Raw genomic sequence first — 20,411 nt, forward strand, 5'->3', positions numbered from 1 at the left:
CATGGCCGGTGACGACGAAGTATGGCTCGATGACGACGCCGGCCCCCTGATTCGCCCATACACAGTGAACGAGGGCCGCACCCGCCCGACCGTGGAACTGGATCTGCTCTCATTGGTGGTCACCACGGGCCGGCCCGGCCCGGACGTGGATCCGGAACATGTCAAGGTTCTCGAACTGTGTCACACGCCGGTCTCGGTCGCCGAGGTGGCGGCGAACATACGACTTCCTGTGATGGTCACCAAGGTCCTCATCGCGGATCTAGTGGACTGCGGAGCCATAGTTACCTGGGCATCGTCTTCGTCGTCCAGCCACGTCACCGACCGAGTTCTCCTGGAGAAGCTGCTCGATGGTTTACAACGAATCTGAGGTGTTCCCCACCCAGGTCAAGATTCTGATCGCTGGTGGATTCGGCGTCGGAAAGACGACCTTCGTCGGCGCGACGAGCGAGATCGAGCCCCTGAACACAGAAGAACTCATCACTGCGGCCAGCATGGGCATCGACAATCTCAGCAGGACGCAGGACAAGTCCACAACCACAGTTGCATTTGACTTCGGCCGCATCACCATTCACCAGCACAATATCGTGCTCTACCTGTTTGGAACGCCCGGCCAGGAGCGCTTCTGGTTCATGTGGGACGAGCTGTCCGCGGGAGCCCTCGGCGCCATTGTACTGGCCGATACCCGTCGGCTGCAGGAATGTTTCGCGGCCGTCGACTTCTTCGAGAATCGGGACATCCCGTTCCTCGTCGCGGTCAACGTATTCGATGATGCGTTCCCCTATGAACCGGATGAGGTGCGCGCCGCACTCGAACTCGACTCGCGCGTGCCGATCATGTTGTGCGACGCACGGGACACCGCTTCCGCGAGGTCGGTACTCCGGTCACTGATCCAGCATCTCCTCGCCGCCGCGCCTGCCCCTTCCGTCTAATTGATTTCTCCAGAATTCATCGCAGACCTGTCCACGCACGGAGCCTTTCCTGTGTGCTCGACCCGGTTTGATGGATATCTGAGCGTGTTTGAAGGAGCTTCAGGCCAAGACCCCGGGTGACCTCGACCTGTGCGCCGCCCGAACTTCGGGCGGCGCGCAAGACCGTCACCCGCCACGTCCACGACTGCGTCACCTAGGCTCGACTTCCCTGGGCGTCGTGAAACTTGACACAAACCTGTAGAACCCCGCGAACACAGATCGCTAGGCGAGGGAGTCTCATGACCGCGGAGGCAAACCGGGGCCGACCGCGTGAGGCGATTCCAGTGGACGCGCTGCGTATCCGTGGAACGGAGATGATCAGTGCGCGCTCCGTGCGCTCTGATCACGATGGGGTCATGGGGTCGGTGCCACCAACAGGGGCGGGGACAGGTAAGGGAAACTTGTGCGGAGCGTCCCTGTGGCGGAACCGGGGTCGAGGCCCATCGCGATCGGCGTGTTGAGCACCAACCCGAACATGACTTCCGGCGTGCAATCCGTCAGGCCGCGGCCGTTTCGCCTGTGGGGAGTGAACTCCGCCGTGGTTCCGATCTCGTATCGCAGAATGTCAGGAAAGATCAGGTCGCGAACGTGGCGGCCATAGTCAGAGGGGTTCTGGTGGGTGCCCATGGCTCTGACCACGTCCGCGACCAGCTTTTCTACGAGCGCCCCGTAGATGACGCGATCCTCGCGCGGCTGGGTGGTGTTGTATTCGCTGGAGCGTTCGGTGTCGTCCGGATTGAAGATGGTGTTGACCAGTGGCTGCGCGCATCGGTTGATCTGCCGCCAGCCGCCCGCGTCGGTCGGCAGGACGCTCGTCCCCCAGAAGCCGATGGAGGTCGTCTCGAACGCGGTGTCCGGGACCTCGAGCACGATGGCGCTGACGTTGGTGCCGCCGAAGACGTTCTGCGGGTTGTCGCGGTCCCAGCCGTCGAGGTTGAGCGGGGTCCCCGTGGCGACGGCCTTCACGACGCCCGTGACGACCGAGCCTTCGATGAAGAAGGGATCCCCGGCCGGCCCCGCCCAGACGCGTACTCCAGCCTCGCCGGTGATCTCCTCTTCAGTCCGTCCCGTGGCCACGGTCACCCCAGTGGCGTCGCGGTTCCGCGCGTCCGGTCCGTCGAGCCGGCGAAGCTCGATCGACTGCCTGCCATCGGCTTCGCGGGCCCCGAAGGTGGCCCGGTAGGTGATGTCCTCGACCGCGTCGCCATCTACATCAATCTTGAACTCGTAGAGCGCTTCAGGATGGAAGCCGTCAGACCCGGAGAGCGGATTCACATTGATGACGAAGACGGTTCCCGACGTCCCGCGGAAAAGATAGACATCGCTGATGTCAAGGCGCTTGTCCTGGCGGGCAAGTGGTGAGTCAAGATGGTGAGACATGGAGCTCCTTGGAAGCTGATGATGGGTATCACGGGTGGGAGATGGTCTGTGTCCACCAAACGACCTTGCCGGTGCCCGATGAGGCCACCTCGAAGCCCCAATCCTTTGCAAGGGCGTCCACAATGGTCAGCCCGCGATATTGCTCATCGTCGTGTGCAGCTCGGATCAACAGGGGCGGGCGAGGGTCGGGATCAGAGATCTCGAAGCGCAGCGTGTCCCCGGACAGGTCGATGCGAAAGTGGATGACGCCCGCTTTTCGCAGCTCGCGGCGTACGTGCTCGGCGGCGTTGGTGGCTACTTCGGAGGTGATCAACTTCGCGTCGTCGATGGTTTCCGCATGCACTCCCCAGAGCGACAGGATGTTTTCCACCATTCGACGTGCGACGATCGGCTCGAAGCCGTCCAGGCGCCATTCGCAGGACGTCGTCCACTCCTTTGTTCCCGGGATCATCGCCACCACTGAATTCGGGACAGGCAATCGTTGGATATGGCGAATTCGATGTTATGGCGATAGTGGGCGGTTCTTCCGGTTTCGATCTGCACAGTGATGCGGTCAGCCGGTTTCAGGCTGCTGGGTCAGCTTGTGGAGGCTTCTGTCAGGGGAGAGGCCGCGGCTGGGGCGGTGTCCTGCTGCGGTCGCCGGGGCGCATCCAATATGCGGAAGGCGAGCACAATGTCGTGCCGCGCGGAAGGCGCATTCAGCAAAGACCGGGAAAGAATGCCTTCAACGCGGACCAGGCGCTTGCGCACGGCCGGCACGGTCAGTCCCAGCATCGACGCGGTCGTGTCCAGCCGGGCATTGCTCTTGAGCCAGGTCTGTAAGGTCTCGAGAAGACGCGGGTCGCCCTGGTGAAGCGGCGTGAGATACGACTCCGCCCAGTGGAACACCGCAGGAGTGCCGAGGAGCGCGTCCAGCGTCACTTCGCCGGGTTCGTCGCTGTCGGGCCGTGACGGCTGAGCGAGGAGGCGCAGCGCGAGCTGCGTTTCCGCCTGCATTGCGAGATCGTGCAAATCGCAGGCCAGGAGTCGTTCGATGTGGCGCAGCCGGGCGGACAGCGTGTTGCGGTGGATCTTCAGCTGACGCGTCGCTGCGCTGGAGAAGGTGAGCCAGGACGTGAGGGTCTCCTTCAACTCCTCCGCGTCGGGATCCTGGCGGCGTTCGGGCCGATGATCCAGCAGGCGGCGCAGTGATCCAGTCGCCCATCGGCGGCCTCCCGCGCCCACGAGCGTTGCTATGTCCTCGCGCGAACTCGCTGTCGCGCACCGCGCGTCGATTCCCCTGGCGACCGCGAGCGCATGAAACGCCTGTTGGTAGCCTGCCGCCAAGTCGCGGAGGTTCACGAGTCGCCCGGCTCCGACGTAGCATCCCGGGTTGCTCGCCACCAAGGCACGCAACGCCTGGTCCAGCGGGTTGTCCGCCTCTTCTGAGTCGGCCGGGGCCAGGATGATGAGCTGGCGGGTATAGACGGGACAGGGCACGATCCACGCGCGGCCCTCGGTGACCTCGGCGCACCTCCTGGCGTAATCACCTCTGCGGTTCGCCGGGCACTCCACGATGTAGACGCGCGTGAGATCGGGAAGCCGCGCCCCCAAAGCCCCGGCAACGCGTCTTGCCGCCTGGACGTGGCCGAGCATGAGCAGATGCAGGGCCGCCTCGCGGCTGTGTGACTCCGCCAGCTCGACCTGCCGCGAGTGTCGGCCGAGCTCGTCCATCCGCCACCGAAGCCACAGCAGGCCCGCGACGTCGGACACCAGGCTCCGCATCTCCGAGGGGAACGGTTCGTCCCTGGCGACGATGAGAACCGGGTTCGGCTCCTGACTGCCGATGGACATGATGTGGGCGACCTGCGTGCCCAGGCTGATGGCGGCGGATCGGGTCTGCTTGGTGACGACGCGGCGGATGTCCTTCTCCGCCCGGGAGAAGAGCTCCCCTGGGGGCCCGGGGAAGGCGTACAACGGAGAACCAGAGGGGTCGACCAGCATCGCGTGCCCGGATATCTGCCGGGCGAGCCATTGCAGAAGACGGCTCAGGCCATCCGGCTGCAGCGCAATGCGTTGCATTGCCTTCAGCTGATCGGTGTGCTCGTGGAGCTCGCGCCGCTGTTCCTGGCGGATGACGGGGTGGATTCGGGCACAGATGTGTGGCGCGTCATCCGACACGGCGAGCAACGGAACGCCGTGTCTTCTGGCGGCCAGCAACGATTCCGACAGAGTGTCATCTTCGATGGCTCCCGCAAGGATCACTCCGGCGGCGTTGCCTACGGCCGGCCAATCGATGCGCGGCCCGGCCGGCAGGACGAGCAGCACATCGTTCAGCGCGAGCATCGGCGCCCTGACTCCCCCGCTCGCCGCCCACATCCCCTCGGCGACCGCCGCCACCGGCCTCTCACCGAACTGAACCACGTCCTCAGGGTCCACGAACCGCAGGCCCAAATCGGGCTGGCGCACCAAACCGCTGAGAGTTGGCATATGTGCTCCTCTCCAGCGCCGGCAAAGCACCGGCTCGTGTGGTGGCAGCCCATACCGGGCAAGCCGCACCCAAGTGATCAGTCACACAAAAGTAGCGCCTGATTACAGCCAGCGGATACAGCTGAAGCGCACCACCGCTGATCTTGGTGTGGCCGAAGCCCGCGACCGCCGCAGCGCTCGGCTCCGGCGTGGCAGCGCTGGGCCTGCTGGAGCAGGCAAGGGCGAGCACCTGCTGCGGCGGGATGTGCTCGACGGCTACCGCCAGGCTGCTCGTACGCGGAAATCAGGGGCGCGATCACCTCCCCGTTGACACCGGTGTGAGTTTCCGATCACACTTGGTTTCGGACCTTCGATTAAAACGATTCAATCGCGCCGAAACACCCCCACGCCCCCGCACCACCCGAATGGACGCCCCATGCGCAAGACCGCGGCCATTGCCCTCGTTCTGGGCTTGTTAGCGCTAACGCCGACTCAGGCCCAGGCCGGGGAGGCTGACCGTGCCTTCGACTTCGGCACCTCCGACAGCGCCCTCCAGGAGGGCTACACCCGCGTCACCGAGGCCACCGGCTACAGCTCCGCCCAGGGATACGGCTTCGCCGACACCTCCGGCCTGACCTCGGCCGACAGAGCCACGGCTGACGCGCTCCGATCCGACTTCGTCGCCACCGGCGGCGCCACCTTCAGCGTCGACCTGCCCAACGGCGACTACACCGTCTCACTCATCGCCGGTGACGCCACCGAGGCGACCGACCTCGCCATCACGGTCGAGTCGATGGCCAAGGTGCAGCAGACCGCCAAGGCAGCAGGCCAGTACCTGGAGATGTCCTTCGGCATCGCCCTGGTGGACGGGAAGATGGATTTCGTCTTCTCCGGCACCGCACCCAAGATCAACTCTTTGGTGATCACACGGCAGGCCGACCGCACCCCCGGCACGATCCCGACCGCGTACATCGCGGGCGACTCGACCGTCCAGACCTATGACCCGTACTGGGCGCCCGAGGCCGGGTGGGGTCAGATGATCGAGCAGTTCTTCACCACGGGCGTCGCCTTCGACAACCACGCCATCGGCGGCCGCAGCTCCAAGAACTTCATCTCTCAGGGCCGCCTCGACACGGTCCTGCGCGCCATCAGGCCCGGCGACTACTTCTTCGTCCAGTTCGGGCACAACGACGCGACCGTCGGCATCCCCGACCGGTACGCCTCCCCCGCGGACTACAAGGAGTACCTGAAGGTCTACGTCAACGGCGCCAGGCAGCGGGGCGCGACCCCGGTCCTGGTCACGCCCGTCTCCCGGCTCGACTACAACGCCACGACCGGCAAGTTCAACGTCTCCTTCCCGGACTACGTGGCGAAGATGAAGGAGCTGGCCCAGGAGGAGAACGTCGCCCTGATCGACCTCTCCACCCTGAGCAGGGAATACCTGGACGGCATCGGGCCGGAGGCGGCCAAGTCGGTGTTCCTGCACGTCCCCGCGGGCGTCTACGGCGCCTGGCCGAACGGCGCCACGGACAACACCCACTTCCAGGAGTACGGCGCCATCCAGATGGCCCGCCTGGTCGCGGGCGGCGTGAAGGCGCTGGGACTGCCGCTGTCGGGACTGGTGCGGGAGATCGAGCCGCCCGCCGCCGTCCCCGCCAAGCCCACCGGACTGGTGGCGGGCGGCATCTCGAACGCGGGCGCCGTGCTGAAGTGGGACGCCGCGGAGTCCGCCGACGTCTACAAGGTGCTCCGCGACGGCGCACTGGCCACCACCTCGGCAATCCCGCAGGCTTCGGTCTCGGGCCTGGCGGAGGGCAAGACGTACGAGTTCCGCGTGGTGGCGGTGAACGGTCGCGGCGACTCCGAGCCGTCCGACCCCGTGACGATCACCACCAAGCGGGCCCTGTACAAGTACGACTTCGGTCCCGCCACCGGGCCGGTCGCCGCCGGGTACACCCAGGTCACGCGGGCGACGATCTACACGTCTGAGAAGGGCTTCGGCCTCACGAGCTCCGCGAACATGATCGACCGGGACCGCGGCAGCGCGCTGGACGACCTCGGCCGGGACTTCGTGGCCTACTTCGGCGGCTCCTACGAGTTCAAGGTGGACGTGCCGAACGGCCTGTACGGCCTGAAGGCGTACGTGGGCGACCTGCTGGGCACCGCGCGGACGAACATCTCCGCGGAGGGCGGCACCGCCGTCGCCGTCTCCAGCAGCAGAAGCGTCGCCACGACCGCCATCTCCGGGATCAAGGTCACCGACGGGCAGCTGAACGTCGTGGTGTCCGGCACCACCGCCCACCTCAACGGCCTGGAGATCACCCCGATCCTGACGGCTCCCGAGGGACTGCGCGCCGGATCCGTCTCCTTCGACGGGATCTCCGCCAGTGTCCCGCTGAGCTGGACCGCGACGGACGGGGCGGCCGGCTACCGGATCTTCCGGGCCGAGGAGGGCGACGCCAAGCCCACCCTGCTCGGCAAGGTGGCGGACACGTCCTACACCGACAAGACCGCCCAGATCGGCTCCCGCTACGACTACACGGTGACCGCTCTCGACCCCGCCGGAGACGAGTCGGTGCCCTCGGTCGCGGTCAAGGTCGCCACCGTGGACGACTCGGTGACGCCGCCGGCCGTGCCGCAGGCGCCGCGCCTCGGGCAGGTGGAGAAGGACAGCGTGGAACTGCGCTGGAGCGGAGTCGACGGCGCGCTGCTGTACCGGGTCCAGCGAGCCGAGAAGGCTGAGGGGCCGTACAAGCTGATCGGGAGCACGCAGAACCCGTCGTTCACCGACGACAAGGTCCTCACGACGGTGCCCTTCCACTACCGGATCGTGGCCGTCAACAGGGGCGGCGCCTCCGAGCCCTCGCCGTCGACCGCCTCGCGGGCGGCCGCCAAGCTGAAGCGGCAGATGGAGCGCCTCAACCGGGCGCCGGTCGCCGTCGCCACCGGCTCGGGCGTCTACCTCGGCTGGCGGCTGCTCGGGCTGGACGACTCCGGCCAGGCGTTCGAGATCTGGCGCGACGGCAAGAAGATCAAGGAGATCACGGGCGCCACGAACCACCTCGACCCTGACGGAACCGCACAATCGGTCTATCGAGTGGCCCCCGTGGGCGGTGACCCGACAGCCGAGTTCGGCGTGTGGAGTCAGCCGTACACGGAGATCGCGCTGGACAAGCCGGCTGACGACTACACCAAGGACGGCCAGCCGTACACCTACAGCGCGGGCGACGCCTCGGTCGGGGACCTGGACGGCGACGGCGAGCTCGACCTGGTCCTCGTCTGGAACCCGAGCAACGCCAAGGACAACTCCCAGGCCGGCTACACCGGGCTCGTCTACGTGGACGCGTACACGATGGCGGGCAAGCGGAAGTGGCGCATCTCGCTCGGCAAGAACATCCGCGCGGGAGCCCACTACACCCAGCTGATGGTCTACGACCTCGACGGCGACGGCAGGTCGGAGGTGGTCATGAAGACCGCCGACGGCACCGTCGACGGCGCGGGCACCGTCCTGGGCAACCCCAGCAGGGACTACCGCAACTCCAGCGGGTACGTGCTGTCGGGTCCCGAGTACCTGACGGTGTTCGAAGGGACCACGGGCAAGGCGATCGACACCGTCGACTACACCCCGCCGCGCGGCGACGTGGCGGCGTGGGGCGACGCGTACGGCAACCGCGTGGACCGGTTCCTCGCGGCCGTCTCCTACCTCGACGGCGAGCACCCGTCGGTCGTCTTCAGCCGCGGTTACTACACGCGTACGGTCCTGGCCGCCTACGACTTCGACGGCAAGGACCTGAAGCAGCGGTGGGTCTTCGACTCCAGCACCCCCGGCAACGGCGCCTTCGCGGGACAGGGCAACCACAACCTGTCCGTCGCGGATCTCGACGGTGACCAGAAGGATGAGATCGTGTTCGGCTCGATGGCCATCGACGACGACGGCGAGGGCCTGTACAACACCCGGCTGGGTCACGGTGACGCGTTGCACGTCACCGACCTGGACCCGAGCCGGCCCGGCTACGAGGTGTTCGCGGCCCACGAGGACATGGGCTCGAGCGGCAACCGCGGCGCCACCTTCAGGGACGCCGACACGGGCGAGGTGCTCTGGTCGATGCCCGCCACGAAGGACACCGGCCGCGCCGCCGCCGCCGACATCGACCCCAAGCACCCGGGCGCCGAGGCGTGGGCGGTCACGGCGACGGGCGAGTGGAACTCCACGCAGGGTGAGCTGCGCTCCGCCTCCGGCGAGCTGCTCGGGCAGTCGATCCCGGCGGCGAACTTCCTCGCCTGGTGGGACGGCGACCCGCTGCGCGAGATCGTCGACCACGCCCACGACCAGGCCAAGGGCGTCGGCGTCGGCACGATCTCCAAGTGGGACGGCACCGCGAGCAAGGAGATCCTCCGCGCGGAGGGCACCTACTCCAACAACTCCACCAAGGGGACGCCGACGCTCCAGGCCGACCTGGTCGGAGACTGGCGGGAGGAGATCATCTGGCGGTCCCAGGACAGCACCAAGCTGCGTCTCTACACGACCGTTGACGTGACCGACCTCAGGATCCCCACGCTGATGCACGACCCCGTGTACCGGCTCTCGGTGGCCTGGCAGAACGTCGGTTACAACCAGCCGCCGCAGGCGGGCTTCTTCATCGGGAACGGCATGACCGCCCCTGAGGCTCCGCGCATCGTCTACACGCGGGCGCGCTAGCCATATCCACAGGAGGACCTCCGATGTGATGTGGTGCCGGACCCCCGGTCCCGCACCACACGGAGGTCCTTCTGGTCGCTTGCCACCGCCGGCTTGACGCACGGGCAGCCCCGCGAGGCTGGTGCTTCGCGGGGCTGCGGTTGTTTCGTCGAGGTCAACCGCCGATGCGGCTACCTGCAGTACTGGCGCTCCCAGCGTCCGTTCTCGTAGCACCAGTAGCAGTTCCGTCGCCACTCACACTGCTGGGCCGTGCTGGAGGCGTGGGCGGCGTGCCGGGCCTGCGCGCAGACAGTCGCGTCGGAGGCCTGCGCGGCGCCGGTGATGGTTGCGGAGGTGAGGAGCGTGGGCGCCGCCAGCGCGACGGCGAGAAGCAAACGCTTGAGCATCAGAGATCACTCCCTGAAGTGAGACCGAACCTCGGATTGATGGGATCGGATGATGAGCGTCGGTTCCGGGCTCCCGGGATGCGCCGATACAGCGCTGAACACCATTCAGACTAATCGCGATGTCAGGCGGAATCTCCCGGCCACAGGTAGATTCTCATTTCTGGCACGTCACCACATACGCGTAATCAGCCGCGCGCCTAGAGAAAATACGGCATCACACCCAGGAAGCCACTCCGAGCCTTCCAGCGCACATTTACCCCGCCGGCGGAATTCTGGACAGCGCTTCCCCTGACTCTTTCAGGCGGCGACATGGGGACGGCAAATTACCCGTAAGGGGATCAGCGTCATGATTTCACGTTGTCCAGTTGTTCGAGGATGCGATTGGAGATCCGCGCCAGCGTGGCGAGTTCGTCCGGAGTCAGGGCGTCGATGACCAGGCGGCGGACCATGGCCACATGCTGAGGGGCGGCGGCTTCGATGACTTTCCGGCCGGTGGGTGTCAGGACGACAAAGGCCGCACGCCCGTCCTCGGCACATTCCTCCCGGGCCACCAGACCGCGTTTGATCATTCTCGCGATCTGGTGGGACAGGCGGCTCTGCTCCCACTCCACCGTCTTGGCCAGGTCCTGGAATCGCTGGCGGCCGTCGGGGGTGTCGGTGAGCGCGACGAGGATCTCATAGTCCGCACCGGACAGCTTGGAGTGCGCCTGCAGGTCACGGCCCAGCCGGGCAGTGAGCCTCAGGTGCAGGCGGATGTAGCTGCGCCAGGCGTCCTGCTCGGCCGGGCTCAGCCACTGGGGCGTGTCGTTCATACGGCTGGAGTCTACCCAGGCCCTTGACATGTCATGCATCTTTTTCGCTAAGGTACATGACATATCAACTGATGCGTCATGTACGCTCAGGCTCTCATGCAACGGAGGGGCAAATGCCGTGGCGGACAAGAAAGTGATCGCAGTGGTCGGTGCGACCGGTGCCCAAGGCGGCGGCCGGCGCATTCACCGCCGCGTAGGCCGGATCATGGAAGCGTGCAGTCCCGTTGGTAGTTGAAGAGAGAACAGATTGGGTGGGGTGGTTTCGGTGAGCAATGTGGAAGCCCAGCCTGTCGAGATGAGGTGTGGAGAGCCGGCGGACGACAGGCGGCCGACTGCGGCGCCCGAGGTCGACGTGCTCTCTGCGCGGAACGTACCTCTCGGCGGGCCGCGGGCGATGTCCGTGCGGCGCACCCTGCCACAGCGGGCCCGGACGTTGATCGGGGCCTGGTGCTTCGCCGATCACTACGGCCCCGATGACGTGGCCCGGACGGGTGGCATGGAGGTGGCGCCGCATCCGCACACCGGCCTGCAGACGGTGAGCTGGCTGTTCAGCGGGGAGGTCGAACACCGCGACAGTCTCGGCAGTCACGCCTTCATCCGGCCCGGTGAGATGAACCTCATGACCGGCGGGTACGGCATCGCCCACTCGGAGGTCTCCACTCCGCGCACCACCATCCTCCACGGCGTCCAGTTGTGGGTGGCGCTGCCCGAAGAGCACCGCAACGCCGAACGGGATTTTCAGCACCACGTACCCGAACCCATGCGCATCGACGGGGCCGAGATCAGGGTGTTCCTGGGCTCGCTCGCCGGAGACGTCTCCCCGGTGCGGACTTTCACACCCCTGCTCGGCACCGAGATCACCCTTGAACCGCGCGCGGCGATCACACTCACCGTGGACACCGCTTTCGAGCACGGCGTTCTGGTGGACAGCGGGGACGTCCGCGTGGCCGGCACCGTGCTGCGCCCGGCGGAGCTCGGTTATGTCCGCCCCGGCGTCGACGCCCTTGTGCTGGAGAACGTGTCGGACGGCCCGGCGCGGACGATCCTGCTCGGCGGCACTCCGTTCGAGGAGGAGATCGTCATGTGGTGGAACTTCATCGGCCGCACGCATGAGGACATCGTGCGGGCCCGAGAAGACTGGGAGGCTTCCTCCGACCGCTTCGGCGTCGTCGCGGGATATCCGGGGGACCGCCTTCCGGCGCCTGCTCTGCCCAACGCCACCATCAAGCCGCGGGGGAACCCCCCACGTCACTAGGCCGTGTCACACCGCGGTGGTACGTGACGTGGACGCGGTTCAGGCATTCTCACATCCTGGGCGTGTCGGGAGATGACCTGCTGTCCCGCTGCGACGCGGTCCTGCGCATCGGCGGTCCCTCCGAAGGAGCCGACCAGATGGTCGGCCAAGCCCGCGCCCAGGGCAAGGACGTCTACGCGAGCCTGGCCGATGTCCCCACCGCACGCCGAGCACCCACGCAGACGAGATCCCGCACCTCACGTGAGACATCCGTGAAGTGTTCATCATCCCTTTAGCCATCTTTGTCTTTATTGACCGCGATCAGCGGTGATCATGACGGTGTCCGTCGCATCCCCGCAAGGAGGCTTCGTGCACACTTCGCAACGGTCTGGCCCTTCCTGGACGGTAAGGCTCACCGTCATCCTCGCCGCCATCACCTCCCTGATCGCCCTGGTCCACATCACCCCCGCCAACGCCGCCGTCTACGGCTCCTGCACGATCTCGCGCTGCGCCGACGCGCGCACGGCCAAATCGATCTGGGCTTCCAAGGGCTACCCCACCACCAGAGGCTGGTACTCCTGGCCGGACGGCAAGTACAACTTCGCCGGCGGACGCTTCTACAACCGCGAGGGCCAGCTGCCCAGCGGCGCCACCTACTATGAGTACGACGTGTACTCCCGGCCGTACGGTGCCGCGCGTGACGCCTACCGGATCGTGGTCAACCGCAGCACCGGCGTGGCGTGGTTCTCGCCCAACCACTACACCGACTTCTACCGACTCTAGGAACACCCATGACCTCCGCCGCACGTCCGCTGCCGTACTGGCTGACGGTGTCCACCGGCCCGGCGCCGGCGGTGATCGATGGGCGGGCTTGCCGGACCCGCGCCGCCTTCTTCGAGGAGGTGGCGCGGGTTCTGCACTTCCCCGACTACTTCGGCCGCAATTGGGACGCCCTCACCGATTGCCTGCGCGACACGGGCGCCATCGCCCTGATCGTGGAGCACGCCGAGGAACTGCTCGGCGCCGAACCTCCCGAGCAGTTCGCTACCTTGCTGGCCGTCCTCGCCGACGCTGCAGAGGCCGGGCTGACCGTGACTCTGTGCACCGACCCAGGCCATGAGGCCCTGCTCCGGCAACGGACCACCGCCGCCCTGACCTGACTGTCATCCGGGTGCCCCACTCTCGTGAGCGGCACCCTGCGTACTCCGCGTGCCTGACGGTGTGGAGCTTGGTCGAGAACTCGAATCCCGACTTCGGGTGAAAGAGGATGACCACACCGAGGAACGGAGCACAGGCTTTGAGAGCCGATGTGAGCCTGGAGGACGCGACGCTGATCCAGCGGTCCAGGCGTGATCCCGACGCCTTCGCGGCGTTATTCGACCGGCATGCGCCCGCCCTGCACCGCTATGTGACGCGGCGGCTGGGCGACTCGCTGGCCGACGATGTCGTGGCGGAGACGTTCCTGGCCGCCTTCAAGCGCCGTGACCGCTACGACGTCAGCCATCCCGACGCCCGCCCTTGGCTGTACGGCATCGCGGCCAACGTGATCGGCAAGCATCGCCGTACCGAAGTGCGTTTCTACCTCGCCTTGGCGAGGACTGGAGTCGACGAAGTGGCGGAGAGCTACGCCGACCGGGTCGAGGCCCGCGTCTCCGCGTCGGCGGCACACCGTGATCTCGCGGGGGCGCTCGCGGTGCTGTCGCCGGAAGACCGCGAGGTCCTCTTGTTGATCGCCTGGGCGGATCTGAGCTACGAGGAAGTGGCGCTCGCCCTCGGCATACCCATTGGCACGGTCCGCTCGCGGCTGCATCGCGCCAGGAAGAAGACGCGCGCGGCGCTGGGCGGCGTCGATCCGTCCGCCGTCGTCACGGACGAGGAGGAGACAGAGCGTGGATGACCTGACGATCCTCGGTGAGATGCGTGCCGACGCGCCACAGCCGGACGCCGTCCGGCTGCGCAGGGTCCGCCGTCGGGTGATGCGGCGCAGGCGGAGGTTCGTGATCATGCCGTCGGTTCTGGTCGCGGCCGTGGCGGTCGTCGTGATCGCCGTCTCGATGGCCCACAGGCCACCGGAAGAACGGACCCTTCCTGCCGCGGAGACGGTCCTGCTCAACTCGAAGACCGTGCTGGAAGAGGCGGCGAAGACCGTCGAGAAGCGTGCCGACGCGCCGGAGCCCAGACCCGATCAGTGGCAGTACACCAAGACCCTCAACGTGCAGCCTGCCGACGGCCGGACCAGGACGTACGAGAGCTGGCTGCGCTATGACGGCAAGCAGAGTGCCGGACGGGACCCGGAGGGGAACTTCCAGGTGCAGGATCTTCCGCCCGATCCCGGGGATGATGATCTCTCGCCTCAGCAGTACCGGCAGAAGCTGCTCAAGCTCCCGACGGATCCGGACGCACTGCTCGCGCACGTCCAAGGCGATCGGCACTGGATCGACTACCCCAAGGAGGAGGGGGTGCCGAAGGGCGTCGAGGATCCGGACTCGCGGGCCTACCGCATCCTCTCGGTGTACCTGAACCAGCAGGCGGTCATGCCGCCCGACCTCGAGGCGGCCATCTTCCGCGCGATGGCGAAGATCCCGGGGGTGAAGATCGAGCAGGGTGTCAGGGACGCGACCGGGCGTACCGGGCTCGGGATGTTCCGATCCACCCCCGGTGAGGAGGGGCAACGCCGCTACCTCATTCTCGATCCTCGTACCTACCGCGTGCTGGCGGATCAGTCGATCTGGCTGCAAGACGAGCTGATCGGGGGAGAGGTGGCCTACAAGAAGGGTGCCGTCTTCGCCGCTGTGTTGCTCGCGTCCGGCATCGTGGACCGGCCCGGCGACGTCCCCTAGCCCCGTTTCCGCACGTCACCGCGACTGAGCTGCGCTCCCTCCGTCACCCCGCCGCAGTTCGGTGGCGGTCCCTCGGGGGAGGGAGGTGGCGGAGGGGAGGGGCCTCCAGGCGGGACAGGAAGCGGTCGCCACTTCTCGATCACGCCCGTTCGGTGAGGAAGTCGCGCTCGGGGCCGGCGGGCGCCAGGGCGTCGGCGTGCACGGCGTTGATGGCGGCCTGCAACTGGTACGGTCCCGGCCAAGCGGTGTGGCAGTTCGCCACCACCGACCCGATCGTGGTCCACCACCGTAGCGGCCGGTTCGCCGACCCGGTGCCCGTCCTGCCCACGGCCTCGCTGCCCGTCCGGCTCCTCGCCCACCTGGCCCGGCACCTGCAGCCCTGACGTCCGGCCCTGCCCGCCGGTCCGCCGGGACTGGCGGGGACGTCGGGGTACGGCGCCGGAAGCCGTTTCTCCAGCGCACTCTCACCGCGCAGCTAAATCATGAAATATCAACTCTTGTCCTGATTTGAGATCGCGGAGACACTGCGAGCGGAGCCGGGGTGGGGACAGGGGGATTCGCCATGAGATGGCGTGCCGTGATCGTCGCGTTTCTGATGACCTTCGCTGTCGGGGCGGGCGAAGCCCCCAGGGACTCCTACGAGATATGGCTGGTCGACCAGTCCGACACGAACGGCCTCGCCCACGGCGGCACCGTGTACGTCTACGACGGCGACGACGTCACCAGACGCCTGTCCACCGCCCGGCCGACCGGAGCGATCGACCTCGGCGGCGCCACCTCCGCCCTGTGCCTGGCGAACACCGGCCGGAACCCGGTCCGGCCCCACATGATCGTGTTCAACAAGGCCGACACCCACGCGGCGCTCGCGTTCGTCGCCAGCGGCCACGTGGTGATCTTCGACGCCCCTTCCCGGCGCCCGCTCGCCTGCCTGTCCACCGAGGCCGGAGCGGGCGGCGCCCGGCAGGCGCACGCCCTGTGGCCGACCGAGGACGACCGCTACCTCATCATCGCCAACCAGAACGGCAAGAAGCTGGAGCGGATCCGCACCGATTACGCCGCCGGCGCGTTCACGCAGGAGCCCGCGGCCACGCTGGACCTGGCCGGCTGCACCACCCCCAGCGGTGCGCCCTGTCAGTCGCCGGACACCCGCCCCGACAACGCGCCGATCTGCCCCTTCATCGCCTCGGACAACGGCCCGGTCTTCGTCAGCCTCCGGGGCGGCGGCATGTTCGTCGTGGACTGGCGCGCCACGCCGATGACCATCGTGGCAGAGTACGACGGGGCTCACGTGCCGGCGAACGGCTGCGGCTTCATCGAAGCGAAGGGCGCCGTCTTCGGCGACGGGGGCGGCGGCACCCCTGCCAACCTCGACCAGTTCAGCGTTTTCCGGATGCCGCGTAGCGGCTACTCCGCCTCCGACCCGCCGAACACGCCTCCGGTGGAGCGGCTCTTCGACGACGACGCGCCGGACCGGGACGCGCACGGCACCGCCGTCAGCGCCTGGGAACGCCACGTCTGGGCGGGCGACCGCGACGGCAACGTGGCGGAGGTCTTCGACGGGCGCACCGGCGCCCGTGTCAACACGGTGCCGCTGACCTCGCCGTTCAGCGCCGACCCGACGGTGGACCTGTTCGCCGGCTCCCCCGACCGAGCGTGGTTGTTCGCGTCGACACGCGGACCGAATCCGCTCTCCGGCGACCCGCACTCCTCGCACGGCACCGACCCCGGTATGTTGATCATCCGCATGACGGACGAGGGCCGCACCGGTGAGATCCGCGGGCTGATCCCCATCACCAACGTCGACGCGGCCGGCGCCGAACGCGCCGACGCGCATGGCATCCGGGTACGGCGCGTGCGCTGACATCTGGCATCATGCCCTGCCACCACGCGGTCACCGGCAGGGCTGGCCCGGCTTGAGGACCCACGCCCACAGCCGGGACGCCGGTCTCCGGGTAAGGGCGGGCGCCTCACCGGGAGGGCGTTGTGTGGCCGACACCGCGGGCAGGCGGCGTCGGCCGCTGGGCGGAAGGGGCTTCGGTGGGCTGCGCTGATCGATCAGACGTCGCCGTGTTTGATCCTGTCGAGCAGGTGACGGTAGGCGGACGCCGATATCACGAGCGGCTGGAGACTGACGTCTTTGGAGTCCCTGATGGCAACGTCGCCACTCTCGAGCAGGCGGACCTCGAGGCAGTTGCCGTTATGACCACAGAAGCTGGAGCGCTTCCACCCATGTTCCATGTGTGGAAAGCGTAGTGGACTCCGCATCAAGAACGAGCCAGGTTGGCGACAAATTCACGTGAAACGGCGGGCGCGAGCGCGGAACCCGCGAGCTGCTCGAACGTCTTTTCATAATAGACAGACTGCTGCTCGTCCAGCAAAAATTGGGTGGCGACATTACCGTCGATATAGACCAGGCACTGTTCCAGCGGGTCGCCTTCATCCAGATTCAGCAGGGTAAAGGACTCTCCGATTATGCTGCGAGACTGCGCCAAGGGAACGACCTGAAGCGTTACGTTAGGCAACTCGGAAAAGTCTACCAGCTTCCTCATTTGTTCGGACATGATAGCCGGACTACCGACCGTCCGCAACAATACGGCTTCGTCCAATATCATCCATATTCGAGATGATTCAGGCGGAAAAAAACGTTTTTGGCGTTTCATCCGAATGGAGACGCGCTCTTCGATCTGGCGCGGCGTCAGCGTCGGATCGACCGCCCGCCAGCTCGTGATGAGATGCCGCGCGTACGCCTCCGTCTGCGCGACGCCGGGCACGACGTTGATCTCCCACTGCCGGATGGACTCGGCTATCGCCTCCACGCTCATGAACGTCAGGAACTCCCGCGTCCCATCGGTATAAGCCCGCCAGGAGTGCGGCGTCTGGGTCTGCCTGGCCAGCGAGAGGAGGCGCTCCCGTCGGCCAGGCGTGGCATCGTAGAGATCAAGCAGGAGTTCGATGTCGCCTTCGGACACGCTGATCCGGGCATTCTCTATCCGGCTGATCTTGGACGGTGACCAGCCCAGACGATCTTTGATGTCGTCACCCGTGAGGGACGCTCGCTCCCTCAAGTAGCGAAGCTCCCGCGCCAGGATGCGACGTTGCACAGGAGGAGGAGATGCATCGCTCACGGCATATATCCCAAATGTCTCTGATGCCCCGCTCTTGCCTTGATCACTCCAGCTATTGAGCCACAGAAGTAAGGCTGCATGCAAGATTGCATGCAGCCTTACCATACTCCACTATGGTCATTGGGGAGGCGTCGAATGGTCGAGCGGGCAACGCACACCCAGGGCTTGATGGAGAAGCCCACGGGCCGATCATCGCCAGGAGCGGGCCTCCTTCGGGCTTGTGCAACGTCGATGGGAGCCTCTCATGTGCTTGATCAGCACGAGCAAGCCGACGCCAGCGCGCACCCATGCCCTTCCCGGCTCATGGGATGGAGTAGCCGGCCGATGGGCTCGGATGTGGTGACCTCCGGCGGCATCTGGCGCGTGGACTGGCAGGAACTGCACGTCGGCTACCTGCACGACGTCTACCTCGCACTGGTTCGCCGGGAGATCCAGCCGAGCACGCACTGGATCACGGAGTTCATCCCGCGCTCTGCCACGATCGTGCTCGAGGAGCCCGGCCTCGCCGAGGACTCCGTTCTCGCCCTGGCGTGGGACGAGGAGACCGGCTGGAGGTTCGGGATGTTCGCGCAGGGCGATGCGCACTGCCCGACCCTGCTCAGGCAGCAGCGCTACATCTGCGGCGACGTGCTGCCCGACCCCGCAGAGGTGGGCGACACGGTGCTGGCCGTCGTCGGGGAGCTGCGCCGTCCGCGGCGGTGGTGGCAGGCACGAGGGTCCGAGCGCCGCTGGGGCTGGCCGTATCCGCCCTCCTATCGTTCCTATCGCGACGTGCGCGACGGCTTCGACGATCGCCTGCGGGCCCACCTGCCGCCGGACGACCCGACCCGGGCGCCGGCCGCCTAGTCTTCACATCCTCGCGGCCGCCACGATCACTCCAGGAACAGCGTTGGCGCAGGCCGAGCCCCATCCACGGACCCTTGGCACCAGGTGCCACACATCCTGCGGAGGATCCGGCCTCCTCGATTCCCGCGACGCGGTGGGATGTCACCGCTTTCGCGGGCCCCCAGCGGCCAGCGGCCAGCGGCCAGCGGCGAGCGGGACTGGGTCCGGGACGCGGCCGAGGCCGCCAAGTACTACGACCGTATCTCCAAAGGCTGGGACCGCTACGGCGGCATCGCTGTCCCCCCGCCCCTGAAATTGAGTAGGGCATACTCATGCGTTTCCGGCGGGCCCGTATGACGGTGGCGGCATGCTCGCGTTACGTGCTCGCCGCCTCTTCGACGGCCGGGAAATGCACCACGACCGCGTGGTGCTCGTCGAGAACGGGCGCGTCGCCGACGTCACCGGCGACGGGCCCGAGGCGATCGACCTGGGTGATGCCACGCTGCTGCCCGGGCTGATCGACTGCCACGTCCACCTGGCCTTCGACGCCGGCCTCGACGTTGTGGGAACGCTGGAGCAGCCGGGTCTCGCCGAGCGTATGCGGTCGGCGGCCCGGCAGCACCTGGCGGCCGGCGTGACCACGGTGCGCGACCTGGGCGACCGGGACTACCTGGCGTTGGGACTCGGGCTGGGGCTCGACGGGCCGGAGATCCTGTCCGCGGGGCCGCCGATCACCACGCCCAAGGGGCATTGCTGGTTCCTGGGCGGCGAGGCGGCGGGCGAACAAGGGGTGCGCGAGGCTGTGCGGCAGCGGGCGTCGCATGGCGTACACGTGATCAAGATGATGGTGACCGGCGGCGAGATGACCGCCGGTTCCCACTCGCACGTGCTCCAGTACGGCCCCGCCGAGCTGAAGGCGGCGGCCGACGAGGCGCACGCGCATGGTCTGCCGATCACCGGACACGCGCACTGCGCGGAAGGGGTGGCGCAGGCGCTGGAGGCCGGGTTCGACTCGATCGAGCACTGCGGGTTCTTCACCGAGGACTCCTTCGAGGTGGACTACGGGCTGATCGCCCGGCTGGCCGCCGCCGACGTCGTCGTGTCCCTCACGGCCGGGATGGCGCCGAGCCCCGTGCCGCCACCACCGCGCATCCAGCAACGGATGGCCGGCATGGCCGAGGCGCTGCGCGCCTTCTATGCCGCCGGGGTGGATTTCGTCATCGGGACGGACGCGGGGATCGGGCCGCCCAAACCGCACGGGGTGCTGCCGTACGGGGCTGAGATGCTGGTCGAGCAGGGGTACGCGGCCATCGACGTGCTGCGGTCGATCACGTCGGTCGCGGCGCGGGCCTGCCGGGTGAACGAGCGCAAGGGCATGATCGCGCCCGGGTTCGACGCCGACCTGCTGGCCGTGGCGGGCGACCCGCTGGCCGACATCACCGCGCTGCGGCGTCCGCAGGCGGTCTACCGGATGGGGCGTCTCGTCACCCAGGCCGTCTAGCAGGCCGGGCGCGCAGGCCACGAGCCTGGTGCGCTCAGGGTGGCGGGCATCGCATGGTCGCCGCGCAGCGGCCTGCCACCCCTTCGGCCCCCGAACTGCCGCGGCCTCATGTCCTCCAGGAGCGGATGGCCGCCGGCTCCGCGATGCGGGCGACCGTGACCCAGGCGGGCGGGAGAGCAGGTCGTGCTCGGGC

The 20,411-nt window shown here is 67.3% G+C and carries 19 protein-coding genes; 12 read left to right on the plus strand and 7 right to left on the minus strand.

All coding sequences use genetic code 11. The features are described from left to right. Position 1: 1 nt before the first annotated feature. Together EDD27_RS42480 and EDD27_RS42485 are read left to right on the plus strand one after the other, a co-directional pair. On the plus strand, positions 2 to 367 hold the full coding sequence (locus EDD27_RS42480; RefSeq protein WP_206641899.1) for a DUF742 domain-containing protein: 366 nt from the start codon (positions 2 to 4) through the stop codon (positions 365 to 367). After that, positions 348 to 929, plus strand: coding sequence for a GTP-binding protein (locus EDD27_RS42485; RefSeq protein ID WP_127937576.1), 582 nt, complete (start codon positions 348 to 350; stop codon positions 927 to 929). Before EDD27_RS42480 ends, EDD27_RS42485 begins: the two co-directional genes overlap by 20 nt. A gap of 393 nt (positions 930 to 1,322) precedes the next feature. Here the strand turns inward: EDD27_RS42485 and EDD27_RS42490 are convergent, their stop codons facing one another. The 3 genes from EDD27_RS42490 to EDD27_RS42500 form a co-directional block, all read right to left on the minus strand. Further along, entirely contained in the window at positions 1,323 to 2,348 is a 1,026-nt protein-coding gene (locus tag EDD27_RS42490; protein ID WP_127937578.1) for a DUF4331 family protein, read from the minus strand. A 28-nt stretch (positions 2,349 to 2,376) separates the two neighbouring features. Continuing rightward, on the minus strand, positions 2,377 to 2,799 hold the full coding sequence (locus EDD27_RS42495; RefSeq protein ID WP_241564910.1) for an ATP-binding protein: 423 nt from the start codon (positions 2,797 to 2,799) through the stop codon (positions 2,377 to 2,379). 125 nt (positions 2,800 to 2,924) lie between these two features. Next, positions 2,925 to 4,817 carry a helix-turn-helix domain-containing protein gene (locus EDD27_RS42500; protein WP_127937582.1) on the minus strand — a complete coding sequence of 631 codons (1,893 nt, stop codon included), beginning with the start codon at positions 4,815 to 4,817 and terminating at the stop codon, positions 2,925 to 2,927. A gap of 415 nt (positions 4,818 to 5,232) precedes the next feature. Between EDD27_RS42500 and EDD27_RS58075 the strand changes: the two genes are divergently transcribed. After that, positions 5,233 to 9,495, plus strand: a complete 4,263-nt coding sequence (locus tag EDD27_RS58075) for a rhamnogalacturonan lyase family protein (protein WP_127937584.1) — start codon at positions 5,233 to 5,235, stop codon at positions 9,493 to 9,495. Positions 9,496 to 9,665: 170 nt separating this feature from the next. On the opposite strand, the gene EDD27_RS42510 is transcribed toward EDD27_RS58075, so the two are convergent. Both EDD27_RS42510 and EDD27_RS42515 read right to left on the minus strand, forming a co-directional pair. Beyond that, positions 9,666 to 9,881: a hypothetical protein gene (locus tag EDD27_RS42510; protein WP_127937585.1), complete on the minus strand. Its 216-nt coding sequence runs from the start codon at positions 9,879 to 9,881 to the stop codon at positions 9,666 to 9,668. Between the two features lie 344 nt (positions 9,882 to 10,225). Then, on the minus strand, positions 10,226 to 10,693 hold the full coding sequence (locus EDD27_RS42515; RefSeq protein ID WP_127937587.1) for a MarR family winged helix-turn-helix transcriptional regulator: 468 nt from the start codon (positions 10,691 to 10,693) through the stop codon (positions 10,226 to 10,228). A 265-nt stretch (positions 10,694 to 10,958) separates the two neighbouring features. Here EDD27_RS42515 and EDD27_RS42520 point away from each other — a divergent pair, with 265 nt between their 5' ends. From EDD27_RS42520 to EDD27_RS42555, 7 genes are all read left to right on the plus strand, one after another. Continuing rightward, positions 10,959 to 11,948, plus strand: coding sequence for a pirin family protein (locus tag EDD27_RS42520; RefSeq protein WP_164904034.1), 990 nt, complete (start codon positions 10,959 to 10,961; stop codon positions 11,946 to 11,948). 348 nt (positions 11,949 to 12,296) lie between these two features. Continuing rightward, positions 12,297 to 12,710 carry a ribonuclease domain-containing protein gene (locus EDD27_RS42530; RefSeq protein ID WP_206641900.1) on the plus strand — a complete coding sequence of 138 codons (414 nt, stop codon included), beginning with the start codon at positions 12,297 to 12,299 and terminating at the stop codon, positions 12,708 to 12,710. 8 nt (positions 12,711 to 12,718) lie between these two features. Further along, positions 12,719 to 13,087, plus strand: a complete 369-nt coding sequence (locus EDD27_RS42535; RefSeq protein ID WP_127937591.1) for a barstar family protein — start codon at positions 12,719 to 12,721, stop codon at positions 13,085 to 13,087. 137 nt (positions 13,088 to 13,224) lie between these two features. Further along, the gene (locus EDD27_RS42540) at positions 13,225 to 13,824 is read left to right on the plus strand and encodes an RNA polymerase sigma factor (RefSeq protein WP_338324691.1); all 600 of its coding nucleotides are present in this window, start codon (positions 13,225 to 13,227) and stop codon (positions 13,822 to 13,824) included. Continuing rightward, positions 13,817 to 14,767: a CU044_5270 family protein gene (locus EDD27_RS42545; protein ID WP_127937595.1), complete on the plus strand. Its 951-nt coding sequence runs from the start codon at positions 13,817 to 13,819 to the stop codon at positions 14,765 to 14,767. Before EDD27_RS42540 ends, EDD27_RS42545 begins: the two co-directional genes overlap by 8 nt. A gap of 152 nt (positions 14,768 to 14,919) precedes the next feature. Beyond that, positions 14,920 to 15,150: a hypothetical protein gene (locus EDD27_RS42550; RefSeq protein WP_127937597.1), complete on the plus strand. Its 231-nt coding sequence runs from the start codon at positions 14,920 to 14,922 to the stop codon at positions 15,148 to 15,150. A 179-nt stretch (positions 15,151 to 15,329) separates the two neighbouring features. Then, entirely contained in the window at positions 15,330 to 16,628 is a 1,299-nt protein-coding gene (locus EDD27_RS42555; protein ID WP_127937599.1) for a YncE family protein, read from the plus strand. A gap of 194 nt (positions 16,629 to 16,822) precedes the next feature. On the opposite strand, the gene EDD27_RS42560 is transcribed toward EDD27_RS42555, so the two are convergent. Further along, a complete protein-coding gene (locus EDD27_RS42560; protein WP_206641901.1) occupies positions 16,823 to 17,005 on the minus strand; it encodes a DUF397 domain-containing protein in 183 nt (60 codons plus the stop codon). Between the two features lie 26 nt (positions 17,006 to 17,031). Continuing rightward, complete coding sequence (locus tag EDD27_RS42565; protein WP_164904035.1) at positions 17,032 to 17,868, minus strand: helix-turn-helix domain-containing protein; 837 nt, start codon at positions 17,866 to 17,868, stop codon at positions 17,032 to 17,034. 348 nt (positions 17,869 to 18,216) lie between these two features. Here EDD27_RS42565 and EDD27_RS42570 point away from each other — a divergent pair, with 348 nt between their 5' ends. Together EDD27_RS42570 and EDD27_RS42575 are read left to right on the plus strand one after the other, a co-directional pair. After that, on the plus strand, positions 18,217 to 18,738 hold the full coding sequence (locus EDD27_RS42570; protein WP_127937603.1) for a DUF6292 family protein: 522 nt from the start codon (positions 18,217 to 18,219) through the stop codon (positions 18,736 to 18,738). A 346-nt stretch (positions 18,739 to 19,084) separates the two neighbouring features. Continuing rightward, positions 19,085 to 20,218 carry an amidohydrolase family protein gene (locus tag EDD27_RS42575; protein WP_127937605.1) on the plus strand — a complete coding sequence of 378 codons (1,134 nt, stop codon included), beginning with the start codon at positions 19,085 to 19,087 and terminating at the stop codon, positions 20,216 to 20,218. The last annotated feature ends 193 nt before the right edge of the window (positions 20,219 to 20,411 follow it).

It is taken from the genome of Nonomuraea polychroma, assembly GCF_004011505.1.
GTDB lineage: Bacteria > Actinomycetota > Actinomycetes > Streptosporangiales > Streptosporangiaceae > Nonomuraea > Nonomuraea polychroma.